Genomic DNA, 25,219 nt, shown 5'->3' with positions numbered 1-25,219 from the left:
GCCCTAATCGAAAGATTAGGTTTTTTTACGCCTGTCTAAAAGTAAAATGATGCTGAATAGACACTGCGGAGTGGTAGTTCAGTTGGTTAGGCTTTTTATTGGAGAGCTTAGCGGCCAGTCACGCCGGGGGACGTGTCGCTCTTAATGTTGCTAGGGTAATCTAAGTACGCCTTAGGTGTTAGAAGGCTTAATTAAGCAAACTTTAGTTTCTTAATATACTTTCCTTACTTTAAGAAAAGGAATACTCAATCAATTACAACGATTCTAAAGTGATACTTAAATTATAGAAATTTATGTTGTATACATCCCTAACAGTATTGAATTAAAGGGTGTTGATTTATTTTTAAACCACAAAGATTAGCTTGTAATGAGCTTTGGGATTAAATAAGGATCGGACTTTAGCTGTAACATCACAGCAAGCTGAATATATTTGTTGATTTAGTCACATATGGAAGATGAGTTAGAGGTTCGGTCGGAACGTTGGTTTTATCATCAAAATGAAGGTTATTCTGTTTTTGAAATTCAATATAAATATTTAAAATTGATGTACAAAAAAAGCCCCAGAGTAATGTTTTCTCTGGGGCTTTTTTGTATGTGCTTATTTTACGATTAAACAGTTAATGCCAACACGCTACCAGGGAGTATGATAAAGACAAAGCTTAAATATCCAGCCACTACACCTTTGTTACGGTTAGCCATCTCAGCTATCCATTCAGCGCCTTTTAGCGGTATCTCACGTAAGAAAGGAGTGCCGTAAATAACCAAGGTAGCAATAACATTAAAGCATAGGTGAACTAATGCAATTTGTAGAGCAAAGACAGCGTATTCGCCAGATACCGCTGTTGCTGCAAGTAAGGCTGTAACACATGTACCAATGTTTGCACCAAGAGTAAAAGGATATACATCGCGAACTTTAAGAACCCCTGTACCTACAAGTGGAACCATTAAGCTAGTTGTTGTTGAAGATGATTGAACAAGAACGGTTACGACTGTACCTGATGCAATACCGTGTAGCGGTCCGCGGCCAATTGCGCTTTTAAGTATGTCACGAGCACGGCCAACCATTAAGCTCTTCATTAACTTACCCATTAATGTAATAGCAAGGACCAGAATAACAATGCCTAAAGCAATCATCATTAGGCCACCAGTCATGCTGCCAAAGTTAGATAGAGGCTCTTTGATTGCACTGATAACAGGTTTGGTTATTGGTTTTATGAAATCAAAGCCTTTAATGCTCATGTCACCAGCATTCATTAATGGAGATACTAACCATGCTGATAGTTTTTGGAAAATGCCAAACATCATCTCTAATGGTAGGAAGATAGCTACCGCAAGAAGGTTAAAGAAATCATGAACGGTTGCACAAGCAAATGCTCGTCTAAATTCAGTCTTACAACGAGCGTGACCAAGACTTACAAGCGTATTGGTTACTGTAGTACCAATGTTTGCACCCATAACCATAGGAATTGCGGTTTCTACCGGTAAACCACCAGCCACTAATCCAACAATAATAGAGGTTACTGTAGAAGATGATTGAATTAATGCTGTTGCAACTAGGCCGATCATTAAGCCTGCAACTGGATGAGAAGCGAATTCAAAAAGAACTTTAGCTTCTTCACCAACAGACCATTTAAAGCCTGTGCCAACCATAGCTACAGCTAAAAGAAGAAGATAAAGCATAAATGCTAAGTTTGCCCAACGCAGCATGCGCGAGGTATTGCTCATTGTTGCTGCAGAAATTGATTGGGTATTCATAGTAAAGCTCCGTACCGAGATAATATGTGTCGGTTTATTTAATCTGAAGCGATAGTAGATAAGGAATATTTCAGAAATATTACAGTGAGAGTTAAAACTGTAATAAATTCGTCATATTTACTTTTTGCGTTTTTTTATGTAATAAGTTGCATTCTAATTTATTGTTTTATAATGTTTTTTATTCTTTATTTGAAAGGGGAATATAAAAACTTTTTTTAAACTTTTTTGTTCTATATTGCGGATTAATGACATTAGTAATAATTTTAATTCGGAAAATTCGACATATAATCAAGTTTTCCAAGGTTTTTACGAAATGTTTGTTATTAGTGTAATAAATGACGTATCTTCTTTTTTGTATATTGAACATATGACTGTTCATGTAATAAACAGCTGAATTCTAAGGAGTGTTATGTCTCATTTAAACTATAACCATTTGTACTATTTTTGGATGGTGTGCAAACAAGGTTCTGTTACTAAGGGAGCAGAAGCATTATTCCTTACGCCTCAAACGGTGACAGGACAAATAAAGGCATTAGAAGAACGAGTAAATGGTAAGTTGACTAAACGTAATGGACGAAATGTAGAGCCAACAGAATTAGGTCAACTAATTTATAAATACGCCGATCGTATGTTTGGTTTAAGTTATGAGATGTTGGATATCGTAAATTATAGCCAGCAATCTAATGTGTTATTTGATGTTGGTGTTGCAGATGCTCTTTCTAAGCGATTAGTCAGTAAGGTTCTTTCGACTACGATCCCTGAAGATGCCTCAATTCATCTCCGCTGCTTTGAATCAACGCATGAGTTGCTACTTGAACAATTATCACAACATAAATTAGATATGATTTTATCAGACTGCCCTGTTGATTCTGGTCAGAATTCTGGTCTTTTCAGTAGAAAGTTAGGTGAATGCGGTATGAGCTTCTTCTATTCTAAAGAAATGACAGATATTCAGTTTCCTGAAATATTAGAGAAGAAAAAAGTACTCATTCCAGGCAGTAGAACATCAATGGGTAGAAAAGTAATTCAATGGTGTGATCAGCAAGGTATTACACCTAATATTTTAGGTGAGTTTGATGACGTTGCTTTAATGAAGGCTTTTGCTCGTGAAAATGATTCAGTGTTTTTGGCCCCGACTATATATATGAATGAGATAGATTCAGATCTTTCTTTACATAGGATTGCAGATGTTAAAGATTTAAAAGAAGAATATTACGTTATTTTTGCAGAACGGATGATCCAACACCCAGCGGTAAAAAGTATCTGTGCTGCTGACTTTTCAAATTTATTTGATTTTGATTTGCAATAGTGAGGTAGAATCAACTAAATTAGCACTGGCTAAATTAGAGGTTTTGTTATGAATTTACAAATGATGGAAGAAAACGCCCCTCAAGCGGTGGCATTATTAAAAGCGATGGCGAATGAACGTCGTTTATTTATTTTATGTTTATTGCTTGAAGGTGAGTTATCTGTAGGACAGATCGCACAAAAACTAGAACTGAGTCAATCCGCTTTATCCCAGCATCTTGGGTGGCTGCGTAAAGATGAGTTAGTTTCAACGAGAAAAGAATCTCAGACGGTGTTTTATTCATTAAATAGCGATGACGTAAAATCAGTTATCCAATTATTACATAATTTATATTGTTCGAAATAAATTGCCAATGAGGGCTGGGGATATTCTCTTTTTGTGTATTCTCAAATTACAGGCATAAAAAAACCGACCTAAGTCGGTTTTTTCTTATTTCTAACTGAGAATCAAATTTCTATTAAAGAGCTTTGATTGCTGCAGTGAAACGCGCTTTATGACGTGCAGCTTTATTCTTATGAATAAGGCCTTTAGTCGCCATGCGGTCTAGAAGTGGAGTTGCAATTGCTAGTGCAGCAGCTGCAGCTTCTTTATCACCAGCTTCAATAGCTGCGATAGTTTTTTTCATGTAAGTGCGCATCATTGAACGACGGCTAGCGTTGTGCTGGCGACGTCTTTCAGCTTGAGTTGCGCGCTTCTTAGCAGATTTACTATTTGCCAAGGGTCTAACTCCCAAAAACGTAGTTCGGTGACAATTTAAGGTCGGGAAATATGCACCCATTGAGCTTAAATGTCAAATGATTTGTGTAAAAACCAAGCTGTCTCAAACAAAAGTTTGATGAGAATGGCAAAACACGGTTAAGATGGCGTGCATTCTAACAGCATTTTTTCCAGTTAGTAAGCTCTTTATCGCCATCATTGGCATCTTTGTGAGGTTTTTTTGTGAGTAAACGACTTTTACGTTCTGGCTTAATCGTCAGTATCATGACTTTAGTGTCCAGAGTACTTGGTTTGGTCCGTGATGTAGTAGTAGCAAATTTAATGGGAGCCGGCGCATCAGCCGATGTTTTCTTCTTTGCTAATAAAATCCCCAACTTCCTGCGACGTTTATTTGCTGAAGGGGCTTTTTCACAAGCATTTGTCCCTGTATTGACTGAATATCATGCGAGTGGGGACGATAATAAGACAAGAGAATTAATAGCGAAAGCGTCGGGAACGCTTGGTGTTCTAGTGACCATTGTGACTTTTTTCGGAATTTTAGGCTCTGGTGTAGTCACGGCATTGTTTGGTGCCGGCTGGTTTATGGATTGGTTGAATGATGGGCCTAATGCGCCTAAATTTGAATTGGCTAGTTTCTTATTAAAAATAACCTTCCCCTATCTCTGGTTTATTACCTTTGTTGCTCTCTCTGGTGCAATTTTAAATACGTTAGGGAAATTTGCTGTTTCCTCTTTTACGCCTGTTTTTTTAAATATCGCTATTATTGCCTGTGCTTATTTTATTTCTCCAAATTTAGAACAGCCTGAAATTGGCTTAGCGATAGGTGTTTTCCTTGGTGGTTTAATTCAATTTATATTTCAGCTTCCATTTCTCTATAAAGCGAAAATGTTAGTTCGTCCACAGTGGGGATGGCATGATCCTGGTGTTGTGAAAATTAGAACCTTAATGATCCCTGCATTATTTGGGGTATCGGTAAGTCAAATTAACTTATTATTTGATACTTTTATCGCAAGTTTCTTAGCTACGGGATCTATTAGTTGGCTTTACTATTCGGATCGTTTATTAGAGTTTCCATTGGGGTTATTTGGGATTGCGATTGCTACTGTGATCCTACCGGCACTCTCTCGTCAGCATGTTGATGCAAAAGGGGCTGGGTTCTCTAATACGATGGATTGGGGCGTCAGAATGGTTATTTTACTTGGGATCCCTGCAATGTTAGGTTTAATGGTATTAGCAAAACCCATGCTAATGGTACTGTTCATGCGTGGTGAATTTTCGCCAAATGATGTCCATAACGCCTCATTGTCTTTACTTGCTTATGCGTCAGGTTTATTAAACTTTATGCTAATTAAGGTATTAGCTCCTGGTTACTACGCAAGACAAGATACGAAAACTCCGGTTCGTTATGGCATTATAGCGATGGTTACGAATATGTTTTTTAATGCTATTTTTGCCTATTTCTATGGGTATGTCGGTCTAGCGATGGCAACGGCATTGTCTGCATTCGTGAATATGGCATTATTATATCGCGGATTACATTTAGCGAATGTTTATAAACTATCGAAAGACACCATTATATTTATTGTGAAACTGGTTTTATCTGGTGCCATTATGGTTGGTGTTTTATTGTGGTTAATGCCAGCAATGAGCGTATGGCTTGAGTGGGATCTAGCAAAAAGAATGATCATGTTATTAAGCTTTATTGCTCTAGGTGCGATAAGTTATTTAATTCCTGCTGTGATATTGGGTTTGCGCCCACGTCAATTACGAGTTAATGCATAATCTTGTTATTCACTGAGTTGAGTGGTTTGGCTAGTAAGATTAGTATATAATTCGTCAGTTTTTTTGAGCAAATAAATTGATATTGAGATAATGGAATTAATCCGAGGCATTCATAATATTACGCCAAACCATCAAGGTTGCGTAATGACTATTGGTAATTTTGATGGTGTTCACTTAGGACATCAACAAGTATTACAACAAGTTAAGGTTAAAGCTAAGCAATTAGGTTTACCTTCTGTTGTAATGACATTTGATCCTCAACCAATGGAATTTTTTGCTAAAGAAAAAGCGCCAGCTCGACTGACTCGTTTACGAGATAAATTTGTTCAGCTTAATAAGTTGGACATAGATCGCCTGCTTTGTATTAATTTTAATCATAAATTTGCACAGCAAACGGCAGATGAATTTGTTGAACACTTGTTGGTTAAGCTATTGGGTGTTAAGTTTCTGGTTATTGGTGATGATTTTTGTTTTGGAAAACATCGCTTAGGCAATTTCGATATGCTACAAAAAGCAGGTAAGAAATACGGCTTTGAAGTAGTGAATACAAAAAGTTTTTGTATTGAGAAACAGAGAGTCAGCAGTACTGCAATTCGTAATGCGCTTGCTGAAAACAGATTAAAAAATGTCGCCACAATGTTGGGGCGTAATTACAGTATTACAGGTCGTGTATCACATGGTCGAAAATTAGGGAGAACAATTGGTTTCCCTACGGCTAATATCCCATTAAAGCGTTGTGTTTCTCCGGTGTCTGGCGTTTATGTTGTTCAAGCCAAAGACAGCAATGGTAAGCAATTAGGTGGAGTGGCCAATATTGGTCATCGCCCAACGGTAGATGGCGTTCGTCAACAACTTGAAGTTCACTTCTTTGACTATAAAGGTAATTTATATGGTCAACAATTGGATGTAGAGCTACTTTGTAAGTTGCGTAGCGAGCACAAATTTGAGTCATTTGACGCATTAAAACAACAAATAGAATTAGATTCTCAGGCAGCGCGGGTGTGGCTGTCTGAAAACAAATAACATTTCATTTCGCCCAAGTAACGGAATTAAGAATCGATGAGTGACTATAAAGAAACCTTGAACCTGCCTGAAACAGGATTCCCAATGCGTGGTAACTTGGCTAATCGTGAGCCAGAAATGCTGAAGCGTTGGTATGATGAAGATCTTTACGGTGAAATCCGTAAAGCAAAAAAAGGTAAGAAATCGTTCGTATTACACGACGGTCCTCCTTATGCAAATGGTGACATCCATATTGGTCACGCATTAAACAAGATTCTTAAAGACATTATTATTAAGTCAAAGACACTTTCTGGCTTTGATGCACCGTACATTCCTGGTTGGGACTGTCACGGTCTACCAATTGAATTAATGGTAGAAAAGAAAAAAGGCAAACCTGGCCAAAAAATCTCTGCGGCTGAATTCCGTGAAGAATGTCGTAAATACGCGGCGGTTCAAGTTGAAGGCCAAAAAGAAAGCTTTAAGCGTTTAGGTATCATGGGCGAGTGGGAAAAACCATATCGCACTATGGATTTTGGTACTGAAGCAAACATTATCCGTTCATTAGGTAAAATTGCAGACCAAGGTCACCTACTTAAAGGTTTTAAACCGGTTCACTGGTGTACGGATTGTGGTTCAGCACTTGCTGAAGCAGAAGTAGAATACCAAGATAAATTCTCTCCATCTATTGATGTGCGTTTTATTGCAGCAGACGAAATTGCAACATTAGCTAAATTCAGTACGCCTGAAGGTCATCAAGGTGAAGGTGAGGTATCTGTTGTTATCTGGACAACGACGCCTTGGACTCTTCCTGCTAACCGTGCGGTAGCATTGCATGCTGATCTTGAATACGTATTAGTTCAAGTTGAAGCACATGGCGAGCAAAAAGCAGAACGTTTAATTCTTGCATCTGAACTAGCAAAATCTGTAATGGATCGCGCAGGTATCGAACATTTCCATAACTTAGGTTTTGCGAAAGGGTCTGATTTAGAGCTTCTTCAATTTAACCATCCATTCTATGGTTTTACGGTTCCTGCTATTTTAGGTGAACACGTAACGGTTGATTCAGGTACGGGTATCGTTCATACGGCACCAGGCCACGGTCAAGAAGATTTCGTTGTTGGTAAAAAATACGATTTAGAAATTGCAAACCCAGTTGGTTCAAATGGTGTATACCTTCCTGATACTGAACTGTTTGCTGGTCAACACGTATTTAAAGCGAACGATTCAGTACTTGACGTATTGAAAGAAAAAGGTGCATTACTGCATCATCACGCGTTTGAGCACAGCTACCCACATTGTTGGAGACACAAAACGCCAATCATCTTCCGTGCAACACCGCAATGGTTCATCTCAATGGATCAAGCGGGTCTTCGTGCAAAAGCATTAGAAGAAGTGAAGAGTGTTGAGTGGATGCCAGAGTGGGGTCAAAACCGCATCGAAGGTATGATCGAAGGACGCCCAGAGTGGTGTATCTCTCGTCAACGTACGTGGGGTGTTCCAATTGCCTTATTCGTTCATAAAGAAACGTCTGAACTGCACCCTAATTCACTAGAGCTAATTGAAAAAGTAGCTAAGCTAGTTGAAGAGAAAGGCATTCAAGCGTGGTGGGATCTTGATGCTGCTGATCTTATGGGCGAAGAAGACGCGACTAAATACGAAAAAGTATTAGATACATTAGATGTATGGTTCGATTCAGGTGTTACTCACTTCTCTGTTGTTGACTCACGTGAAGAGTATGACTTCCCAGAAGAAAAAGAAGAAAGAACACACAGTGCTGACCTTTACTTAGAAGGTTCAGATCAACACCGTGGTTGGTTCCAATCATCACTGATCTCTTCTGTTGCAATGAAAGGTAAAGCTCCTTACCGCCAAGTACTAACACATGGTTTCGTAGTAGATGGTAATGGCCGTAAGATGTCTAAATCTATCGGTAACGTAGTTGCACCAAAAGATGTAACGAACAAGCTAGGCGCAGATATTCTTCGTCTATGGGTTGCTTCAACGGATTACACTAACGAAGTTGCGGTTTCTGATGAAATCCTAAAACGTTCAGCTGATGCATACCGTCGTATTCGTAACACAGCACGTTTCTTCTTAGCTAACTTAAACGGTTTTAATCCAGAAACGGACATCGTTCCTGCTGAAGAAATGGTTGCGCTGGATCGCTGGGCTGTTGGCCGTGCATTTGCTGCACAAGAAGAGATCATTAAGTCTTTTGATGAATATAATATTCATGAAGTTACTCAGCGTTTGATGCACTTCTGTTCAATTGAAATGGGTTCTTTCTACCTAGACGTAATTAAAGATCGCCAATACACTGCGAAGCAAAGTGGTCACGCTCAACGTAGCTGTCAAACTGCGCTTTACTACATTGTAGAAGCTCTTGTTCGTTGGATGGCACCAATCATGTCGTTCACTGCAGATGAAATCTGGAACGAAATGCCTGGTGAGCGCGAGAAATTCGTATTCACAGGTGAGTGGTACCAAGGTCTATTTGATCTTGCTGAAGGTGAAGAGTTCAATAATGAATTCTGGACTGAAATCCAATCAGTTCGTGCATCAGTAAACAAACTTCTAGAAATGGCACGTAGTGAGAAAGTTATCGGTGGTTCACTTCAAGCTGAAGTAACGTTATACGCAGATGATGCACTTGCTGCACAAATTAATAAACTTGAAGATGAATTACGTTTTGTTCTTCTAACATCAAGCGCAACAGTGAAACCGTTAAGCGAAAAACCAGAATCAGCAAAAGCTACAGAACTTGCTGGTCTGTTTGTTGATGTTGCAGCTTCTGAAGCGGCGAAGTGTGAGCGTTGTTGGCACCATGTTGCTGATGTAGGTACTATCGAAGGCCACGAAGAAGTATGTGGTCGTTGTGTATCTAACGTGAGCGGCGAAGGCGAAGAGCGTAAATTTGCATAATGACTAGCGATAATAAGACATTACCGCTGCTTAAAGAATCTGGACTTCGCTGGCTATGGCTAGCGGGGATCATCTTTATGGCAGACATTAGCATCAAGTTATTTGTGATGAAAGAGATGAGTTATGGTTGGGCAAACCGCATTGAGGTATTGCCATTCTTTAACTTTCTTTATGTTCACAACTATGGCGCTGCATTTAGTTTTTTAAGTGATCAAGCAGGTTGGCAACGTTGGTTCTTTACCGGTATTGCTATCGCTGTGTGTGGGTTGTTAGGATATTGGATGCGTAAAGCGCCTCAAACTGACAAACTAAACAACATGGCTTATGCACTGATCATTGGTGGTGCAATCGGTAATGTGTTTGATCGCTTAGTTCATGGGTTTGTAGTGGATTATCTTGATTTCTATTGGGGTAATTATCACTGGCCGGCTTTCAATTTAGCGGATGCTGCCATTTGTATTGGTGCGGGATTGATCATCTTGGATGGTTTCCGTTCTAATAAAAAAGAACAGTAAGCAAAAAGCAAAATAAATTAGCGCTGCCCGTGAATTCGAGGTGGCGTTTTTTTTAAATTCGATATTAAAAAAATTAGTATTATCTAAGGAAAGAAGATGTCTAAAATCGAAAATAACAGTGAAGTAACCCTACATTTTACCATTAAGTTAAAAGATGGTTCGGTGGCTGATAGCACTCATACTTCAGGTAAAGCAGCAAAATTTACTATGGGTGATGGTAGCCTTAGTGAAAACTTTGAAAAATGCTTATTGGGTTTAGAGTCTGAACAATCAAAAAGTATTGAGTTGAATGCAGTGGATGCATTTGGTTTACCAAACCCTGATAATATTCATCATATGGATCGTAATCGCTTCGTGGGTGATGCCGCTGCTGAAATTGGTACTATCATGGCGTTTAGTGGACCTGATGGTATGGATATCCCAGGTATTATTACAGAGATCGCTGGTGATTCAGTGACGGTTGATTTTAATCACCCATTAGCCGGTCAAGATGTTATCTTTGACGTAGAAATTGTAGCGGTTGGTTAAACCAACACTAAATAGAGATAAAAAATGAAAATAGTATTAGCGAACCCTCGTGGATTTTGTGCCGGTGTTGATCGTGCCATTAGCATTGTTGAACGAGCTCTTGAATTGTATGAAGCCCCTATTTATGTTCGCCATGAAGTGGTGCATAACCGTTTTGTTGTTGAGGGTTTAAAGCAGCGCGGTGCTATTTTTGTTGAAGAGTTAAGTGAAGTTCCTGACGATAATATCGTGATATTCTCAGCTCACGGAGTATCTCAAGCAGTACGTCTAGAGGCAAAAGAACGTGCATTAACCGTATTTGATGCCACTTGCCCATTAGTTACTAAAGTTCACATGGAAGTTGCTCGTGCAAGTAAGAAAAATATCGAAGTGGTATTGATCGGTCATGCAGGTCATCCAGAAGTTGAAGGGACAATGGGGCAATATGCAAGTGACGCTGGGGGGATGTATTTAGTTGAAACCCCTGCTGATGTTGAGAAACTAGCGGTTCGTGATTCAAGCAATTTGCATTATGTCAGTCAAACGACCTTATCGGTTGATGAAACCGCAGATGTTATTGACGAATTGCGCCGAGTATTCCCAGAGATCCAAGGGCCGCGTAAAGATGATATTTGCTATGCGACGCAAAATCGTCAAGATGCGGTGCGAGATATGGCAAGCCAAGTTGATGTGATGATAGTGGTTGGTTCTAAAAATTCATCTAACTCAAATAGACTTCGTGAATTATCAGAAAAATTAGGCACAACAAGTTACCTAATTGATTGCCCTGAAGAGTTAAAAGAAGAGTGGTTATCAAACCAAGCTAAAGTAGGTGTCACTGCTGGTGCTTCTGCACCAGAAGAGTTGGTAAATCAAATTATTGAGCAGGTTAAAGCTTTTGGTGGCACGACAGTTGATGAATTGTCTGGCCGTGAAGAAAACATGTTCTTTGAAGTTCCTAAAGAGTTACAAATTAAAACAGTGTCTTAAATCTTCACATAGCCGAAGTAAAAAAATTAAGATAGAGTGCAAGGATACGCATTTAAAGGAGTGATTTAATATGGTAAGAGTAGCAATTGCTGGCGCAGCAGGAAGAATGGGCCGTAATTTAATTAAAGCGGTAAATGGCTCTCAGTTTGCGGTACTAGCCGCGGCAAGTGAGCATCCTGAATCAAGCTTAATTGGTGTTGATGTTGGCGAGATGGCTGGTTTAGGTAAGTCTGGTATCTTAATTGTAGATGACCTAGCTAAAGCCGTTGATGACTTTGATGTCATTATCGATTTTACTCTTCCTATTTCGACGCTTAAAAATGTTGAACTTTGCCAAGAACATAAGAAAGCGATTGTTATTGGTACTACTGGGTTTAGTGAGCCTGGCAAAGAGTTAATTGATCAAGCTGCGAAAAGTATCCCTATCGTGATGGCTCCAAATTACAGTGTTGGCGTAAACGTAGTATTTAAATTACTAGAGAAAGCGGCAAAAGTGATGGGTGATTATTGTGATATTGAAATCATAGAAGCCCACCATCGTTATAAAGTCGATGCGCCTTCAGGCACTGCCATTGGGATGGGAGAAGCGATTGCAGGAGCTATGGGGAATAAATTAGATGATGTTGCCGTATATGCTCGAGAAGGCATTACTGGTGAAAGAACTAAGGATGAGATTGGATTCGCAACCATTCGTGCTGGAGACATTGTTGGTGAACATACTGCAATGTTTGCTGATATTGGTGAACGTGTCGAAATCACCCATAAAGCAACCGATCGAATGACGTTTGCAAATGGAGCGGTGAGGGCTTCTCATTGGCTACATCAAAAGTCCCCTGGATTTTATACCATGAATGATGTTTTAGAATTAGATAAGCTTTAATTTTTTAATTAAGCCCGAATCATTATTGATTTGGGCTTTTTTTTATAAGAAATAAGTCATTAATCATTTTTTATTCACTTACATTGTACTGTAAGTATGACTTTGAGACGGTTTTATAAATTATATTTGTTATGTTTATTGAGATTTAGATATTAGAATCGTGTTGTTTTTCCGGCTTATGGCTTGGTATTTGTTTTAGTTGTTCATTTTCATGTGTTTTCTTTGCGTTTTAACGTTTGCTTAATTTTAATATGTATTTTTTTTAAAATTAAAAAGTTTCAATATTAAATAAGTTACGCAAAGGTCAAATTCTAATCATATAAGCCTTATTAGTCTTTGTTATTGACTTTGAAAGTGCGTTTTAAGTATGAAGCGTCTAAAAAGGTTACTTATTGTTGTGTTTTTTGTTGACAGGTATCTCATAGATCTCTAAAATTTCGCCAATTTGTCAAAATTCGACCTTGAAATTCGAGTTTTGGGTTTAAAAAAAACAATTTTGCATTATCATGTTGTAAAGTTGAATATTTATTATGTTTGGAGGTTGTCTTGAGTAAATCAGCGCTGTTAGTCCTAGAAGATGGGACAGTGTTCCGCGGTCAATCGATTGGAGCAGATGGCTCGGCCGTTGGTGAAGTCGTTTTTAATACCTCGATGACGGGGTACCAAGAAATTCTCACTGATCCTTCCTATTCTCAACAAATCGTTACTCTTACTTATCCTCACATTGGCAACACCGGAATTAATTCCGAAGATGAAGAATCTTCTTCTATCCACGCTCAAGGCCTTGTGATTCGCGATCTTCCCCTCCTAGCTTCAAACTTCCGCAGTGAACAAACTCTTTCTGAATATCTTAAATCCCAAAATATTGTCGGCATTGCTGATATCGATACGCGTAAGCTGACTCGTATTTTGCGTGAGAAGGGTGCTCAAAACGGTTGTATCATTGCTTGCTCTTCTAAAAAAGAAAGCAACTTAGATGAAGCATTTGCTCTTGCTCAAGCAAAAGCATTCCCAGGACTGAAAGGGATGGATTTAGCGAAGGAAGTTACTACGTCTGAAGCTTACCAATGGAAGCAAGGTTCTTGGACACTGACTGGCGGTCTGCCAGAAGAAAAAGCGGACAGTGAATTACCATTCCACGTTGTCGCTTACGATTTCGGTGCCAAACGTAATATTCTACGTATGTTAGTAGACCGTGGTTGTCGTTTAACTGTTGTTCCTGCACAAACTTCAGCTGAAGAAGTGCTGGCAATGAACCCTGATGGCGTATTCCTATCGAATGGCCCTGGTGATCCGGCACCATGTACTTACGCAATCGAAGCAACGAAAGTGTTCCTAGAAAAAGGGTTACCAATCTTTGGTATCTGTCTTGGTCACCAGATTCTTGCTCTAGCATCAGGTGCACAAACAGTAAAAATGAAGTTTGGTCATCATGGCGCAAACCACCCAGTTAAAGACTTGGATCGTGATGTTGTAATGATTACTGCACAGAACCACGGTTTTGCGGCCGATGAAGAGACGCTACCTGAAAATCTTCGAGCAACACACAAATCACTGTTTGATGGCACGCTACAAGGTATTCATCGTACAGACAAACCAGCATTCAGCTTCCAAGGTCACCCAGAAGCAAGTCCTGGTCCACATGATGCAGCGCCATTATTTGACCATTTCATTGAATTGATTCAGCAGCATAAAGCTTAATTCGGAGTAGTAATAAGATGCCAAAACGTACTGACATTAAAAGCGTTCTAATTCTAGGTGCAGGCCCAATCGTAATCGGCCAAGCATGTGAATTTGACTACTCTGGTGCACAAGCGTGTAAAGCTCTTCGTGAAGAAGGCTATCGCGTTATTCTTGTGAACTCTAATCCTGCGACAATCATGACTGACCCAGACATGGCTGATGCAACTTACATTGAACCAATCCATTGGGAAGTGGTTCGTAACATCATCGAAAAAGAACGTCCAGATGCAGTACTGCCTACGATGGGTGGTCAAACGGCATTGAACTGTGCGCTTGATTTAGAGAGACACGGTGTTCTTGCTGAATTCGGTGTTGAGATGATTGGTGCAACGGCGGATGCGATTGATAAAGCAGAAGACCGTTCACGCTTTGATAAAGCAATGAAGTCGATTGGCCTTGAATGTCCAAACGCTGATACCGCAAAAACAATGGAAGAAGCTTACAAAGTTTTAGACATGGTTGGTTTCCCTTGTATCATTCGTCCATCATTTACGATGGGTGGTACCGGTGGTGGCATCGCGTATAACAAAGAAGAGTTTGAAGAAATTTGTCGTGGCGGTTTGGATCTTTCTCCAACCAACGAACTTCTAATCGATGAGTCATTAATTGGTTGGAAAGAGTACGAGATGGAAGTGGTTCGTGATAAAAACGACAACTGTATCATCGTATGTACAATTGAAAACTTTGATGCGATGGGCATTCATACGGGTGATTCAATCACCGTGGCTCCAGCGCAAACGCTAACAGATAAAGAATTTCAACTAATGCGTAACGCATCTCTAGCTGTACTGCGTGAGATTGGTGTTGAAACGGGCGGATCAAACGTACAGTTTGGTATCAACCCGAAAGACGGCCGCATGGTTGTTATTGAAATGAACCCACGTGTATCACGTTCATCAGCTCTAGCGTCTAAAGCGACTGGTTTCCCGATTGCTAAAATTGCAGCGAAACTTGCGATTGGTTATACGCTTGATGAGTTAATGAATGATATTACAGGTGGCGCAACACCAGCATCATTTGAACCAACAATTGATTATGTTGTTACTAAGATCCCTCGTTTCAACTTCGAAAAATTCGCAGGTGCTAACGATCGTCTGACAACACAGATGAAATCAGTTGGTGAAGTAATGGCGATTGGCCGTAACCAACAAGAATCACTGCAAAAAGCACTTCGTGGCTTAGAAGTTGGCGCGGATGGTTTTGATGAAATGGTTGATCTTGATGCACCTGATGCATTAACTAAGATCCGTCATGAATTAAAAGACGCAGGTGCTGAGCGTATTTGGTATATCGCCGATGCGTTCCGTGCTGGTATGTCTGTTGATGGTGTATTTAACCTAACAAATGTTGACCGTTGGTTCTTAGTTCAAATCGAAGATTTAGTTAAGATGGAAGCAGAAGTTAAAGCGGGCGGGTTCGCTAGCTTAACAGCGGATAGCCTTCGCCAACTTAAGCGTAAAGGTTTTGCAGATGCGCGTTTATCTAAATTATTAGGTGTGGCAGAAAGCGAGATCCGTCGTCTTCGTGACCAATATGATATTCATCCTGTCTACAAGCGTGTAGATACATGTGCGGCTGAGTTCTCTTCAGATACGGCTTATATGTACTCATCTTACGATGAAGAATGTGAAGCGAATCCAACCGATAATGATAAGATCATGATCTTAGGTGGCGGTCCAAACCGTATCGGCCAAGGTATTGAATTTGATTACTGTTGTGTACATGCCTCATTAGCACTTCGTGAGGATGGCTACGAAACTATCATGGTTAACTGTAACCCTGAGACCGTTTCTACTGATTACGATACGTCTGACCGCCTGTACTTTGAACCAGTAACTTTGGAAGATGTACTAGAAATCGTTCGTATTGAAAAACCAAAAGGCGTTATCGTTCAGTACGGTGGTCAAACACCACTTAAACTGGCTCGTGCGCTTGAAGCGGCTGGAGTTCCAATTATTGGTACAAGCCCAGATGCTATCGACCGTGCAGAAGATCGTGAACGTTTCCAAGTTGCAGTAGACCGTTTAGGCCTTTTACAACCAGAAAATGCAACCGTAACGGCAATGGAACAAGCGATTGAGAAATCAAGAGAAATTGGTTTTCCATTAGTTGTTCGTCCTTCTTATGTTCTTGGTGGCCGTGCGATGGAAATCGTATATGACGAGCAAGACTTACGTCGTTACTTCAACGAAGCGGTAAGCGTTTCAAATGAATCTCCAGTACTTCTTGATAGCTTCCTTGATGATGCAATCGAAGTCGATGTAGATGCTATCTGCGACGGTGAGCAAGTAGTTATCGCAGGTATCATGGAGCACATCGAGCAAGCAGGTGTTCACTCTGGTGACTCGGCATGTTCTCTTCCTGCTTATACTTTAAGCGAAGAAATCCAAGATGTAATGCGTGATCAAGTACGTAAACTAGCATTCGAGCTAGGTGTACGTGGTTTAATGAATACACAATTTGCTGTTAAAGATAACAAAGTGTATCTAATTGAAGTGAACCCTCGTGCCGCACGTACGATTCCATTCGTATCTAAAGCGACAGGTGCGCCAATCGCTAAGATTGCAGCGCGTGTAATGGCGGGTCAATCATTAGAATCTCAAGGCTTTACTAAAGAGATAATCCCACCTTATTTCTCTGTTAAAGAAGTGGTATTACCATTTAATAAATTCCCTGGTGTTGACCCACTGTTAGGCCCTGAAATGCGCTCAACAGGTGAAGTGATGGGTGTTGGTGCAACATTTGCTGAAGCATTCGCTAAGGCAGAATTAGGATGCAGCAAAGAATACCCAGAAGGCGGGCGAGCATTGCTTTCTGTTCGTGAAGGCGATAAGAAGCGTGTTGTTGATTTAGCAAAACACCTTATTAAAATCGGTTACCAACTTGATGCTACGCACGGTACTGCGGTTATTCTTGGCGAAGCGGGTATTAACCCACGTCTAGTAAACAAGGTACATGAAGGCCGCCCTCACATTCTTGACCGTATCAAGAATGGTGAATACACCTACATTGTAAATACAGCATCTGGTCGCCAAGCGATTGAAGACTCTAAACTTCTTCGTCGTGGTGCACTTGCCGCGAAAGTGAACTATACAACAACGCTAAATGCAGCATTTGCTAGCTGTCTAGCGCATGAAGCAGATGACCGTAACACGGTTAACTCTGTTCAAGAGCTACACGCTAAAGTGACCGCTAAATACGCTTAATAGCGAAACAGACTAAGTAACAATATTAGTTAAGTAATAATAAAAATCCCGAAGAATGAGAGTTCTTCGGGATTTTTTTATTTATCTTTTCTAGTTAACAAGCAAGAATGATCAAATACTTATGTAGATTGGTATAAGATCCTAATCTTTTGAGAGTTCAATTAACTCTTGGTAGAAGCTTTTCTCAAAGATATCAATAGGGCGTTCAATCGGTGTCGCTCCTTTCTTTGCTGCGACAGGGTGATAATCTGCAACAAATTGAACAAACAGTAGAGGCTCCTTGTTTTCTAAACCGACAAACCCCGCCATATTATAACTACCAAACAGTGAACCACTTTTAGATTTCATACCGCCTTTAACTGGCTCTTTACGCATGCTGTTACGATATTTTAATGTGCCATCAATACCTGATGTCGGTAATAGTTCGATCAGCCCTAATTCTTTATCGTATTTATAGAGATATTGCAGAATTGATTTCATTTGATTTGCGGTCATGCGGTTATTACGTGACAAACCGGAGCCATCAACCAGTACCGCATTACTCAAATCAATATTAGCTTGTTTTAATAAGATATCTTTAATTGCCGCAGTGCCATTAGTGAAGCTGCCTGCTTGTTGGTAATTCAAATGACCTAGCATCTTGGTCAAGTTATCAGCGTAATGGTTATCGGACTTTTTAAGCATGTGGTCCAACAATTCCATTAATTGCTTTGAGCTGTGTATTACTAATTTATTATCAGCAAGAAGAGGGGTATCTGGTTTTCCAAAGCGTACTTCGCCATTAAGTTTAATATTGTGTTCATTTAAAATCTTAAGCACCGTTTGCTCGGTGAAATCTTGTGTGTCTTGTACTGCAAACTTTAAAGGAAGCGGTTTATTACGCTTAACCAAACAGCCGTTCAGTTCATAGTGGTTGCCTTGAGTGGTTAGCTCTAGATCGCAGAAGGTCGATTCTTGTTCTTCTCTACTGACACTCTTAGCGTAGCTAGAAAAAGAAATGGGCTGATGAATAGGAACAAAGACACGTGTTGTGCCGTCATCATGGGTTGTGATCGATGCTTGCACGCAGTTTTCATCAATACTTAAGGCACTTGATGGTGCACTGTAGCACACACCTAGAATATCCCATGGCCAACCGACCGCTCGTTCATAACCTGTGAAAATAGTGCCATCTATCCATAAATCGCCTTGAATAGTTTTGATATCACTTTCATCGAACAGAGAAGAGAGCTGCTTACGTGATAGAGACGGATCACCAGTGAAAGTCAGCACGACATCGTTATCGGCTTTATATAAAGAGGTTGTAAAGGTGAACTCTTTACCAAGCGCGAGTCGAGCTGCTAATGCGGTAGCAATTTTTAAGGTACTCGCAGGGGGGAGAAGCTCATTTTGTTTTTGTTGATATTCAATATCCTGTGAAGATATCTCTTCAACCACAATTGCAGCTCGACTTCCAGCAGGGAGCACATTAAGCGTATGTTGAATGCTAGCAAAGCTTGAGCATGAAAATAGGGCAAGGCCCAATAGAGTAAAACGAGAAAAAGACATGATGCACTCATATAAAGATAATTGAGGGTATCTTAGCGTTTGCGGCGTGTGAAGTGTAATGAATAGGAAAAAATTAATGGAATGTCACAAATAAAAAACGCCCACCGAGGTGAGCGCTTTATTTAAGTAGGAGTTAGGACTGGATTAGAAGTCGTAACGCATACCTAGAGCTACAGAATCTTCAGTCATTGACTTAGTGATACCATTCTTAGCATCAGCATCAAGTAGGTTGAAGTTGTATGATGCGTAAGTACGGAAGTTAGCATTGAAGTAGTAAGTTGCATCAAACGCTAGGTTATCGGCACTTAAGTTATCAACACCAGCAACAGAACCAATAGCGTTTACATCATGATCAGCATTGTTGTACGTTGATGTAAATACTGTTTTACCCATTGTATATGCAGCTGCAACTTCGTAACCAGTGTAATCATAATCAGATACTTCACCAGTTGTTACTGTACCAGCAAAGTATAGGTCGCCCATTGCCATAGATGCAGCTAGCATTGCTTCGTTGCTGTCAGCTTGGTCTGCGTAACCGCCACCTAGTTTGAAGCCAGAATCGCCAAATGCGTAGATACCAGATAGAGCGTAACCATCGTTAGACTCAGTACCTTGAGCTGCATCATCAAAACGGTAGTTTACTTTAGCAGAGAAGTCACCAAATGTGCCTTTGTAGCCAAGGTTGTTGTTTGTACGGTCAGCTACAGAGATTTTAGTCGCTGCTGAGTTACCGTGGTATGCCATGATATCGGTAAAGTCAGTGATAACGCCTAGAGCACCATCGTTTTTACCGTAAGAAACTTCACCGAAGTTACCACCGATTCCAGCATATGCGTAACGGTTTTCAAGTCCATCAGTACCTGAATCAGTTACAAGACCATCGTCATTAGTTGTGAATTCGCCTTCCCAGAAACCAACACCGTATAGACCGTCAGAAATTTGAGTCGTACCTTTAAAGTTTAGACGGATACGAGAATTATCAGAAACATCACCATCTTGAGCGAATAGACGAGCTTCAGCACGGCCACCCATTTCTAGAGTTTGGTCTGCGCCTTTGTAGATTTCTGCTGCGTTTACTGCGCCAGCTGAAGTAATGGCTGCTACTGCTAAAGCTAATACTTTTTTGTTCATCATTATTCTAATTCCTATAAGGGTGGAAGAGATTATCTATATTTTTTGTGAATAATATTAAGGGTAACATCTTATATGGTCAGAATGATTACCGTCGCCTATCACTGTTTCAATAAGGTTATTTTCAGTGTTATTGCGGGTAAAAGGTTAGTAAAACAATCTAAAAATTACAATTGAACGCTGTTTTTAATTATTTTTTTGTGAACCTTATCATTAAAAAACAGATGTTTATAAAATATGACTAAAGTTTGTTTAATTTTTGAATTTAAGCTTGTTTTATGTTTTTTTTAGTTTTAACTATAAATATAATGTGATGGCTATCCCACTTTATATTTTCTTCTATGTTGTTTTATAGACTTGATTTTATTTTTGAGACGAACTTCTGACTTATATTGAAGTCATTACTTAAAAACAAATGCGAGAAACAAACAATAGATAGGTGATAAAAGGCACTTCTTTGTTTACACTAGAGCAAATTAAATTTAAACAGATACACTTAGGGCGTTTTTATTTAGCAAGGTTTGCTTTATAGGTACTCTAGGTGGGATTTTTATTTGCTGAATTTGTAATTTCAGCTTTAGAGGTAGAAAATATGGATAAGGTACCAATGACGGTACGTGGTGAGAAACTACTGCGTGATGAGCTAGACGTATTACTAAAGCGTCGTCCTGTGATTTCAAAAGCAATTGGCGAAGCGCGTGAGCTTGGCGATTTGAAAGAAAATGCGGAATATCATGCAGCTCGTGAAGAGCAAGGTATTTGTGAAGCACAGATCCGTGACATCGAATATAAACTATCAGTGGCGCAAGTTATTGATGTAACCAAAATGACTAATACTGGTAAGATTATTTTTGGTACAACAGTAACGTTGATCGATTCTAATACTGATCATGAAGTTAAATACCAAATCGTTGCTGATGATGAAGCCAGTATCAAAGAAGGTCGAATTTCAGTTACGTCACCTATTGCTCGTGGTTTAATTGGTAAAATGGCTGGGGATGAAGTGAATATTCAAACTCCAGGCGGTGTCAAAGAGTTTGAGATTGAAAAAGTAGAGTACATTTAATTGTAACTACGGTATAAAATATAAAGGCCGCGTAGTTATCTTTAAAAAGAGAACTAAGACGGCCTTTTTAGTTTCTTACAAAATAGATGCAGAAATTATTTTCTAGGGATCTCAATTTTACGAGCTTCGCTAGCGCGGTATAATACCAGTGTTTTCCCGATAACTTGTACTTTTTCAGCTTTAGTTTCGCGAATGATTGCGTCAACAATCAATTGCTTAGTATCACGATCTTCAGAAGCAATTTTAACTTTGATTAGCTCGTGGTGATTAAGCGCAATCTCAATTTCAGCTACTACAGCTTCAGTAAGACCATTTGAGCCCATCATAACAACGGGTTTTAAATTGTGAGCAAGGCCTTTAAGGTGTTGCTTCTGTTTTGTGCTTAGGTTCATATATACCCGATTATTTCTATATTAAGGGTTGAAAACAGCCTATTCTAACGCAATCTATCCCTGAAGACTATTTTTTGTTTCAGTCTTCTAATTTAAATTAAGTATTTTTAGGTAATGCATGAGTAAGAATAAACTTTCAGCAAGCTCTGGCCGCTGGTTAAAAGAACACTTTGATGATAAATACGTTCTTGAAGCGCAGAAAAGAGGCTATCGCTCTCGTGCTATTTTTAAGATTGAAGAAATTCAAAAGAAAGACAAGCTATTAAAGCCAGGAATGACAGTGGTCGACCTTGGTGCTGCTCCTGGTGGGTGGTCACAATACGCGGTTGAGCAAGTCGGTGATTCAGGGCAAGTTATTGCTTGTGATATTTTAGCAATGGATTCAATCGCTGGTGTAAGCTTTTTGCAGGGGGACTTTAGGGAAGAAGCAGTACTAGATGCATTGCTTGAACGCATACAACCAGATATGGTAGATGTAGTAATGTCTGATATGGCACCAAACATGAGCGGTAACCCAGCAGTTGATCAACCAAGAGCGATGTATCTTGTTGAGCTCGCGTTGGATATGTGCCGCCAAGTATTGGCTCCAAACGGTAGTTTTACAGTTAAAGTATTCCAAGGCGAAAGTTTTGATCAATACTTGCAAGAAGTTCGTAAAATTTTTAAAGTCGTTAAGATTAGAAAACCAGATTCATCACGTGCACGTTCTCGTGAAGTGTATATTGTAGCCACTGGTTACAAAGGTTAAGTCGTACGTAGTAGCTACAGGTTATAAACTGTAGTACTCTATCTTTCATCTATTTAGTTAACGCGGGGTTAACACCTTGAGTGACATGGCAAAAAATCTAATATTATGGCTTGTTATCGCAGTTGTTCTAATGTCGGTATTTCAAAGCTTTGGACCGAGTGATAGCTCTGGTCGTTCAATTGACTACACTACTTTTGTTAAAGAAGTTGGTAATAGTCAAGTTCAAGAAGCAACGTTTAATAATCGTGAAATAAAGGTAACAAAGCGTGACGGTAGCCGTTATGTGACGTACATGCCTGTATTCCAAGATCCTAAATTGCTTGATGATCTTATTAACCAAAATGTAATCGTTAAAGGTACACCACCTGAAGAACAGAGCTTACTTGAGTCTATCTTTATTTCGTGGTTCCCAATGATTCTTCTTATTGGTGTTTGGATCTTCTTTATGCGTCAAATGCAAGGCGGCGGCGGCAAAGGGGCTATGTCCTTTGGCAAGAGCAAAGCTAAGATGATGACGGAAGAACAGATCAACACAACATTTGACGATGTTGCTGGTTGTGATGAAGCAAAAGAAGACGTTAAAGAATTAGTTGATTACTTACGTGAGCCGAGTCGTTTCCAGAAATTAGGTGGTAAAATCCCAACAGGTGTTTTATTAGTTGGTCCTCCTGGTACTGGTAAAACGTTAATTGCAAAAGCAATTGCAGGTGAAGCAAAGGTACCATTCTTCTCAATTTCAGGTTCTGATTTCGTTGAAATGTTTGTCGGTGTTGGTGCTTCTCGTGTACGAGATATGTTTGAGCAAGCAAAAAAATCATCACCTTGTATCATCTTTATCGATGAAATCGATGCTGTAGGTCGTCAACGTGGCGCAGGTGTTGGTGGTGGTAATGATGAACGTGAGCAAACATTGAACCAAATGCTGGTTGAAATGGATGGTTTTGAAGGTAACGAAGGCGTCATCGTTGTTGCTGCAACTAACCGTCCAGATGTACTTGATGCTGCATTATTACGTCCGGGTCGTTTTGACCGCCAAGTTGTTGTTGGTTTACCTGACATCCGTGGGCGTGAGCAAATTCTTCAAGTACACATGCGTAAAGTGCCATTGGCTGGTGGTGTTGAACCATCATTAATTGCACGTGGTACACCAGGCTTCTCTGGTGCAGACCTTGCTAACTTAGTTAACGAAGCTGCATTATTTGCTGCTCGTACTAATAAGCGTGTTGTGTCAATGGTTGAGTTTGAGCTTGCTAAAGACAAAATAATGATGGGTGCAGAGCGCAAATCAATGGTAATGACGGAAGAGACTAAAACCTCAACGGCTTACCATGAAGCTGGTCACGCCATTGTTGGTCGTTTAGTGCCTGAACATGATCCTGTTTATAAGGTATCGATTATTCCACGTGGCCGTGCGCTAGGTGTAACAATGTATTTACCAGAACAAGATCGCGTAAGCATGAATCGTCAGCACTTAGAATCTATGATTTCAAGTTTGTATGGTGGTCGATTGGCTGAAGAGCTAATTTACGGTGTTGATAAAGTATCTACGGGTGCTTCAAACGACATTGAAAGAGCCACTGATATTGCACGTAAGATGGTAACTCAATGGGGCTTCTCTGAAGCGCTTGGGCCATTATTATACGCAGAAGATCAAGGTGACCCATTCTCAGGTCACGGCGGTTCTCACCAATCGAAACACGTATCACCTGAAACGTTGAAACTGATTGACGCAGAAATCCGTACTATCATTGATCGCAACTACGCTCGAGCTAGACAGATCCTTGAAGATAATATGGATGTGTTGCATTCAATGAAAGATGCATTGATGACGTTTGAAACCATTGATGCGGGTCAAATTGATGACTTGATGGAGCGTAAAACTGAAATTCGTGAACCTCAAGGGTGGGGAGATGATAATCAAACCAAACCTGAAGAGAAAAGCGAAAAATCAGCTGAAGCAGACGTTGAGAATAAAACTGAAGAATCTAAAGTAGAAGAAAGTACTGAGGAAGAAAAACCTCAAGTTGCTGAAGATACGAAAAAAGATTCAGATTCATCAGAAAAATAAGATGAGTTGAGTAAAAATAAACCCCGAGCTCTGCTCGGGGTTTTTGTATTTTAAGGGACTAGTCATGAAATTGAGAAGTAAAAATAAGACATTGATATTAGATCGATCTCATGTGATGGCTATTCTTAATGTTACGCCAGATTCTTTTTCTGATGGTGGTAAATTTACAAATTTAGACGTTGCCTTAAAGCAAGTTGAAAAAATGGTAAATGCCGGAGTTAGTATTATTGATGTTGGTGGTGAATCAACAAGGCCTGGCGCCCCTGAAGTTGCTCTTCAGCAAGAATTAGACCGTGTTATTCCAATTATAGAAGCGATACATCAACGATTTGATACCTGGATCTCTATTGATACAAGTAAAGCGACAGTAATGGATGAAGCCGTAAAGGTTGGCGCAGATTTAATTAACGATGTTCGCGCTCTACAAGAGCCAAATGCGCTTGAAGTTGCGGCTAAAGCTGATGTACCTATTTGTTTAATGCACATGCAAGGGCAGCCACGCACAATGCAATCGGATCCTACTTATAATGAACTGTTTGCAGACGTAACCGGTTTTTTAGAAGAAAGAATCTCAGCATGCCAATCGGTTGGTATCTCAAAAGATAAGTTAATTCTTGATCCAGGGTTTGGATTTGGTAAAACCTTAGCGCATAATTATCAGTTACTTGCAAAACTAGAACATTTTCATCAATTAGGCTTACCGATACTTGCTGGAATGTCTCGTAAATCAATGATTTTTAAATTACTTGATGTAGAGCCTCAATTAGCTACTTCTGGTAGCTTAGCGTGTGCGACTATTGCTGTTATGAAAGGTGCACAAATTATCCGAGTGCATGATTTTGAGCAAACGATGGATATAGTGAAAGTTTGCCAAGCAACATTGAATCAAACTTTTTAGTAGAAAGTGTGTTCATTTAAAAAATAAATTATTAAAAATA

Annotated in this window: 20 protein-coding genes; 15 read left to right on the top strand and 5 right to left on the bottom strand. The window is 39.7% G+C overall.

The genetic code is table 11. From position 1 onward, the window contains the following. Positions 1-609 precede the first annotated feature (609 nt). Positions 610-1,755 (bottom strand): Na/Pi symporter, encoded by a 1,146-nt coding sequence (locus A6E06_RS04945; RefSeq protein WP_065594265.1) that lies wholly within the window; start codon positions 1,753-1,755, stop codon positions 610-612. A gap of 409 nt (positions 1,756-2,164) precedes the next feature. Here A6E06_RS04945 and nhaR point away from each other — a divergent pair, with 409 nt between their 5' ends. Further along, positions 2,165-3,064 (top strand): transcriptional activator NhaR, encoded by a 900-nt coding sequence (nhaR, locus tag A6E06_RS04940; protein WP_065594266.1) that lies wholly within the window; start codon positions 2,165-2,167, stop codon positions 3,062-3,064. Between the two features lie 48 nt (positions 3,065-3,112). Beyond that, entirely contained in the window at positions 3,113-3,409 is a 297-nt protein-coding gene (locus A6E06_RS04935) for a helix-turn-helix transcriptional regulator (protein ID WP_065594267.1), read from the top strand. 112 nt (positions 3,410-3,521) lie between these two features. Here the strand turns inward: A6E06_RS04935 and rpsT are convergent, their stop codons facing one another. Then, positions 3,522-3,782, bottom strand: a complete 261-nt coding sequence (gene rpsT, locus A6E06_RS04930; RefSeq protein WP_065594268.1) for a 30S ribosomal protein S20 — start codon at positions 3,780-3,782, stop codon at positions 3,522-3,524. 221 nt (positions 3,783-4,003) lie between these two features. On the opposite strand from rpsT, the gene murJ reads away from it, so the two are divergent. The 9 genes from murJ (at position 4,004) to carB (ending at position 17,328) form a co-directional block, all read left to right on the top strand. Further along, the gene (gene murJ / locus A6E06_RS04925) at positions 4,004-5,563 is read left to right on the top strand and encodes a murein biosynthesis integral membrane protein MurJ (protein WP_065594269.1); all 1,560 of its coding nucleotides are present in this window, start codon (positions 4,004-4,006) and stop codon (positions 5,561-5,563) included. A 90-nt stretch (positions 5,564-5,653) separates the two neighbouring features. Then, positions 5,654-6,586: a bifunctional riboflavin kinase/FAD synthetase gene (gene ribF, locus A6E06_RS04920; RefSeq protein ID WP_065594270.1), complete on the top strand. Its 933-nt coding sequence runs from the start codon at positions 5,654-5,656 to the stop codon at positions 6,584-6,586. A 36-nt stretch (positions 6,587-6,622) separates the two neighbouring features. Further along, the gene (gene ileS, locus A6E06_RS04915) at positions 6,623-9,487 is read left to right on the top strand and encodes an isoleucine--tRNA ligase (protein ID WP_065594271.1); all 2,865 of its coding nucleotides are present in this window, start codon (positions 6,623-6,625) and stop codon (positions 9,485-9,487) included. Then, positions 9,487-10,002: a signal peptidase II gene (lspA, locus tag A6E06_RS04910; protein ID WP_065594272.1), complete on the top strand. Its 516-nt coding sequence runs from the start codon at positions 9,487-9,489 to the stop codon at positions 10,000-10,002. Before ileS ends, lspA begins: the two co-directional genes overlap by 1 nt. A gap of 96 nt (positions 10,003-10,098) precedes the next feature. Next, positions 10,099-10,530: an FKBP-type peptidyl-prolyl cis-trans isomerase gene (fkpB, locus tag A6E06_RS04905; RefSeq protein ID WP_065594273.1), complete on the top strand. Its 432-nt coding sequence runs from the start codon at positions 10,099-10,101 to the stop codon at positions 10,528-10,530. A gap of 24 nt (positions 10,531-10,554) precedes the next feature. After that, a complete protein-coding gene (ispH, locus tag A6E06_RS04900; RefSeq protein ID WP_065594274.1) occupies positions 10,555-11,499 on the top strand; it encodes a 4-hydroxy-3-methylbut-2-enyl diphosphate reductase in 945 nt (314 codons plus the stop codon). A gap of 70 nt (positions 11,500-11,569) precedes the next feature. After that, a complete protein-coding gene (gene dapB / locus A6E06_RS04895; protein ID WP_065594275.1) occupies positions 11,570-12,379 on the top strand; it encodes a 4-hydroxy-tetrahydrodipicolinate reductase in 810 nt (269 codons plus the stop codon). A gap of 546 nt (positions 12,380-12,925) precedes the next feature. Next, positions 12,926-14,080 (top strand): glutamine-hydrolyzing carbamoyl-phosphate synthase small subunit, encoded by a 1,155-nt coding sequence (carA, locus tag A6E06_RS04890; RefSeq protein WP_023604107.1) that lies wholly within the window; start codon positions 12,926-12,928, stop codon positions 14,078-14,080. A gap of 17 nt (positions 14,081-14,097) precedes the next feature. Beyond that, positions 14,098-17,328 carry a carbamoyl-phosphate synthase large subunit gene (gene carB, locus A6E06_RS04885; RefSeq protein ID WP_065594276.1) on the top strand — a complete coding sequence of 1,077 codons (3,231 nt, stop codon included), beginning with the start codon at positions 14,098-14,100 and terminating at the stop codon, positions 17,326-17,328. A 141-nt stretch (positions 17,329-17,469) separates the two neighbouring features. Here carB and dacB read toward each other — a convergent pair whose 3' ends face one another. Together dacB and A6E06_RS04875 are read right to left on the bottom strand one after the other, a co-directional pair. Continuing rightward, positions 17,470-18,876, bottom strand: coding sequence for a serine-type D-Ala-D-Ala carboxypeptidase (dacB, locus tag A6E06_RS04880; RefSeq protein ID WP_065594277.1), 1,407 nt, complete (start codon positions 18,874-18,876; stop codon positions 17,470-17,472). A 144-nt stretch (positions 18,877-19,020) separates the two neighbouring features. Then, complete coding sequence (locus A6E06_RS04875; protein ID WP_176713273.1) at positions 19,021-20,007, bottom strand: porin; 987 nt, start codon at positions 20,005-20,007, stop codon at positions 19,021-19,023. 592 nt (positions 20,008-20,599) lie between these two features. Between A6E06_RS04875 and greA the strand changes: the two genes are divergently transcribed. Beyond that, positions 20,600-21,073, top strand: coding sequence for a transcription elongation factor GreA (gene greA / locus A6E06_RS04870; protein ID WP_065594346.1), 474 nt, complete (start codon positions 20,600-20,602; stop codon positions 21,071-21,073). Between the two features lie 95 nt (positions 21,074-21,168). Here the strand turns inward: greA and yhbY are convergent, their stop codons facing one another. After that, a complete protein-coding gene (gene yhbY, locus A6E06_RS04865) occupies positions 21,169-21,465 on the bottom strand; it encodes a ribosome assembly RNA-binding protein YhbY (RefSeq protein WP_065594279.1) in 297 nt (98 codons plus the stop codon). 118 nt (positions 21,466-21,583) lie between these two features. Between yhbY and rlmE the strand changes: the two genes are divergently transcribed. The 3 genes from rlmE (at position 21,584) to folP (ending at position 25,179) form a co-directional block, all read left to right on the top strand. Continuing rightward, positions 21,584-22,213 carry a 23S rRNA (uridine(2552)-2'-O)-methyltransferase RlmE gene (rlmE, locus tag A6E06_RS04860; RefSeq protein ID WP_065594280.1) on the top strand — a complete coding sequence of 210 codons (630 nt, stop codon included), beginning with the start codon at positions 21,584-21,586 and terminating at the stop codon, positions 22,211-22,213. Positions 22,214-22,298: 85 nt separating this feature from the next. Beyond that, entirely contained in the window at positions 22,299-24,281 is a 1,983-nt protein-coding gene (gene ftsH, locus A6E06_RS04855) for an ATP-dependent zinc metalloprotease FtsH (RefSeq protein ID WP_065594281.1), read from the top strand. A 64-nt stretch (positions 24,282-24,345) separates the two neighbouring features. Then, on the top strand, positions 24,346-25,179 hold the full coding sequence (gene folP / locus A6E06_RS04850) for a dihydropteroate synthase (protein WP_065594282.1): 834 nt from the start codon (positions 24,346-24,348) through the stop codon (positions 25,177-25,179). Positions 25,180-25,219: the final 40 nt, after the last annotated feature.

Origin of the sequence: Aliivibrio sp. 1S175 (assembly GCF_001690985.1) — a bacterium.
Taxonomy (GTDB): domain Bacteria; phylum Pseudomonadota; class Gammaproteobacteria; order Enterobacterales; family Vibrionaceae; genus Aliivibrio.
This window is presented reverse-complemented; position numbering and strand designations above follow the sequence as displayed.

Bases quoted from the DNA above. Each gene is read 5' to 3' on its own strand.
- fkpB (WP_065594273.1), top strand. From the start codon at position 10,099: ATGTCTAAAATCGAAAATAACAGTGAAGTAACCCTACATTTTACCATT.
- ftsH (WP_065594281.1), top strand. From the start codon at position 22,299: ATGGCAAAAAATCTAATATTATGGCTTGTTATCGCAGTTGTTCTAATG.
- folP (WP_065594282.1), top strand. From the start codon at position 24,346: ATGAAATTGAGAAGTAAAAATAAGACATTGATATTAGATCGATCTCAT.
- ispH (WP_065594274.1), top strand. From the start codon at position 10,555: ATGAAAATAGTATTAGCGAACCCTCGTGGATTTTGTGCCGGTGTTGAT.
- nhaR (WP_065594266.1), top strand. From the start codon at position 2,165: ATGTCTCATTTAAACTATAACCATTTGTACTATTTTTGGATGGTGTGC.
- A6E06_RS04875 (WP_176713273.1), bottom strand. From the start codon at position 20,007: ATGAACAAAAAAGTATTAGCTTTAGCAGTAGCAGCCATTACTTCAGCT.
- dapB (WP_065594275.1), top strand. From the start codon at position 11,570: ATGGTAAGAGTAGCAATTGCTGGCGCAGCAGGAAGAATGGGCCGTAAT.
- ileS (WP_065594271.1), top strand. From the start codon at position 6,623: ATGAGTGACTATAAAGAAACCTTGAACCTGCCTGAAACAGGATTCCCA.
- greA (WP_065594346.1), top strand. From the start codon at position 20,600: ATGGATAAGGTACCAATGACGGTACGTGGTGAGAAACTACTGCGTGAT.
- ribF (WP_065594270.1), top strand. From the start codon at position 5,654: ATGGAATTAATCCGAGGCATTCATAATATTACGCCAAACCATCAAGGT.
- lspA (WP_065594272.1), top strand. From the start codon at position 9,487: ATGACTAGCGATAATAAGACATTACCGCTGCTTAAAGAATCTGGACTT.
- carB (WP_065594276.1), top strand. From the start codon at position 14,098: ATGCCAAAACGTACTGACATTAAAAGCGTTCTAATTCTAGGTGCAGGC.
- A6E06_RS04935 (WP_065594267.1), top strand. From the start codon at position 3,113: ATGAATTTACAAATGATGGAAGAAAACGCCCCTCAAGCGGTGGCATTA.
- yhbY (WP_065594279.1), bottom strand. From the start codon at position 21,465: ATGAACCTAAGCACAAAACAGAAGCAACACCTTAAAGGCCTTGCTCAC.
- dacB (WP_065594277.1), bottom strand. From the start codon at position 18,876: ATGTCTTTTTCTCGTTTTACTCTATTGGGCCTTGCCCTATTTTCATGC.
- rlmE (WP_065594280.1), top strand. From the start codon at position 21,584: ATGAGTAAGAATAAACTTTCAGCAAGCTCTGGCCGCTGGTTAAAAGAA.
- A6E06_RS04945 (WP_065594265.1), bottom strand. From the start codon at position 1,755: ATGAATACCCAATCAATTTCTGCAGCAACAATGAGCAATACCTCGCGC.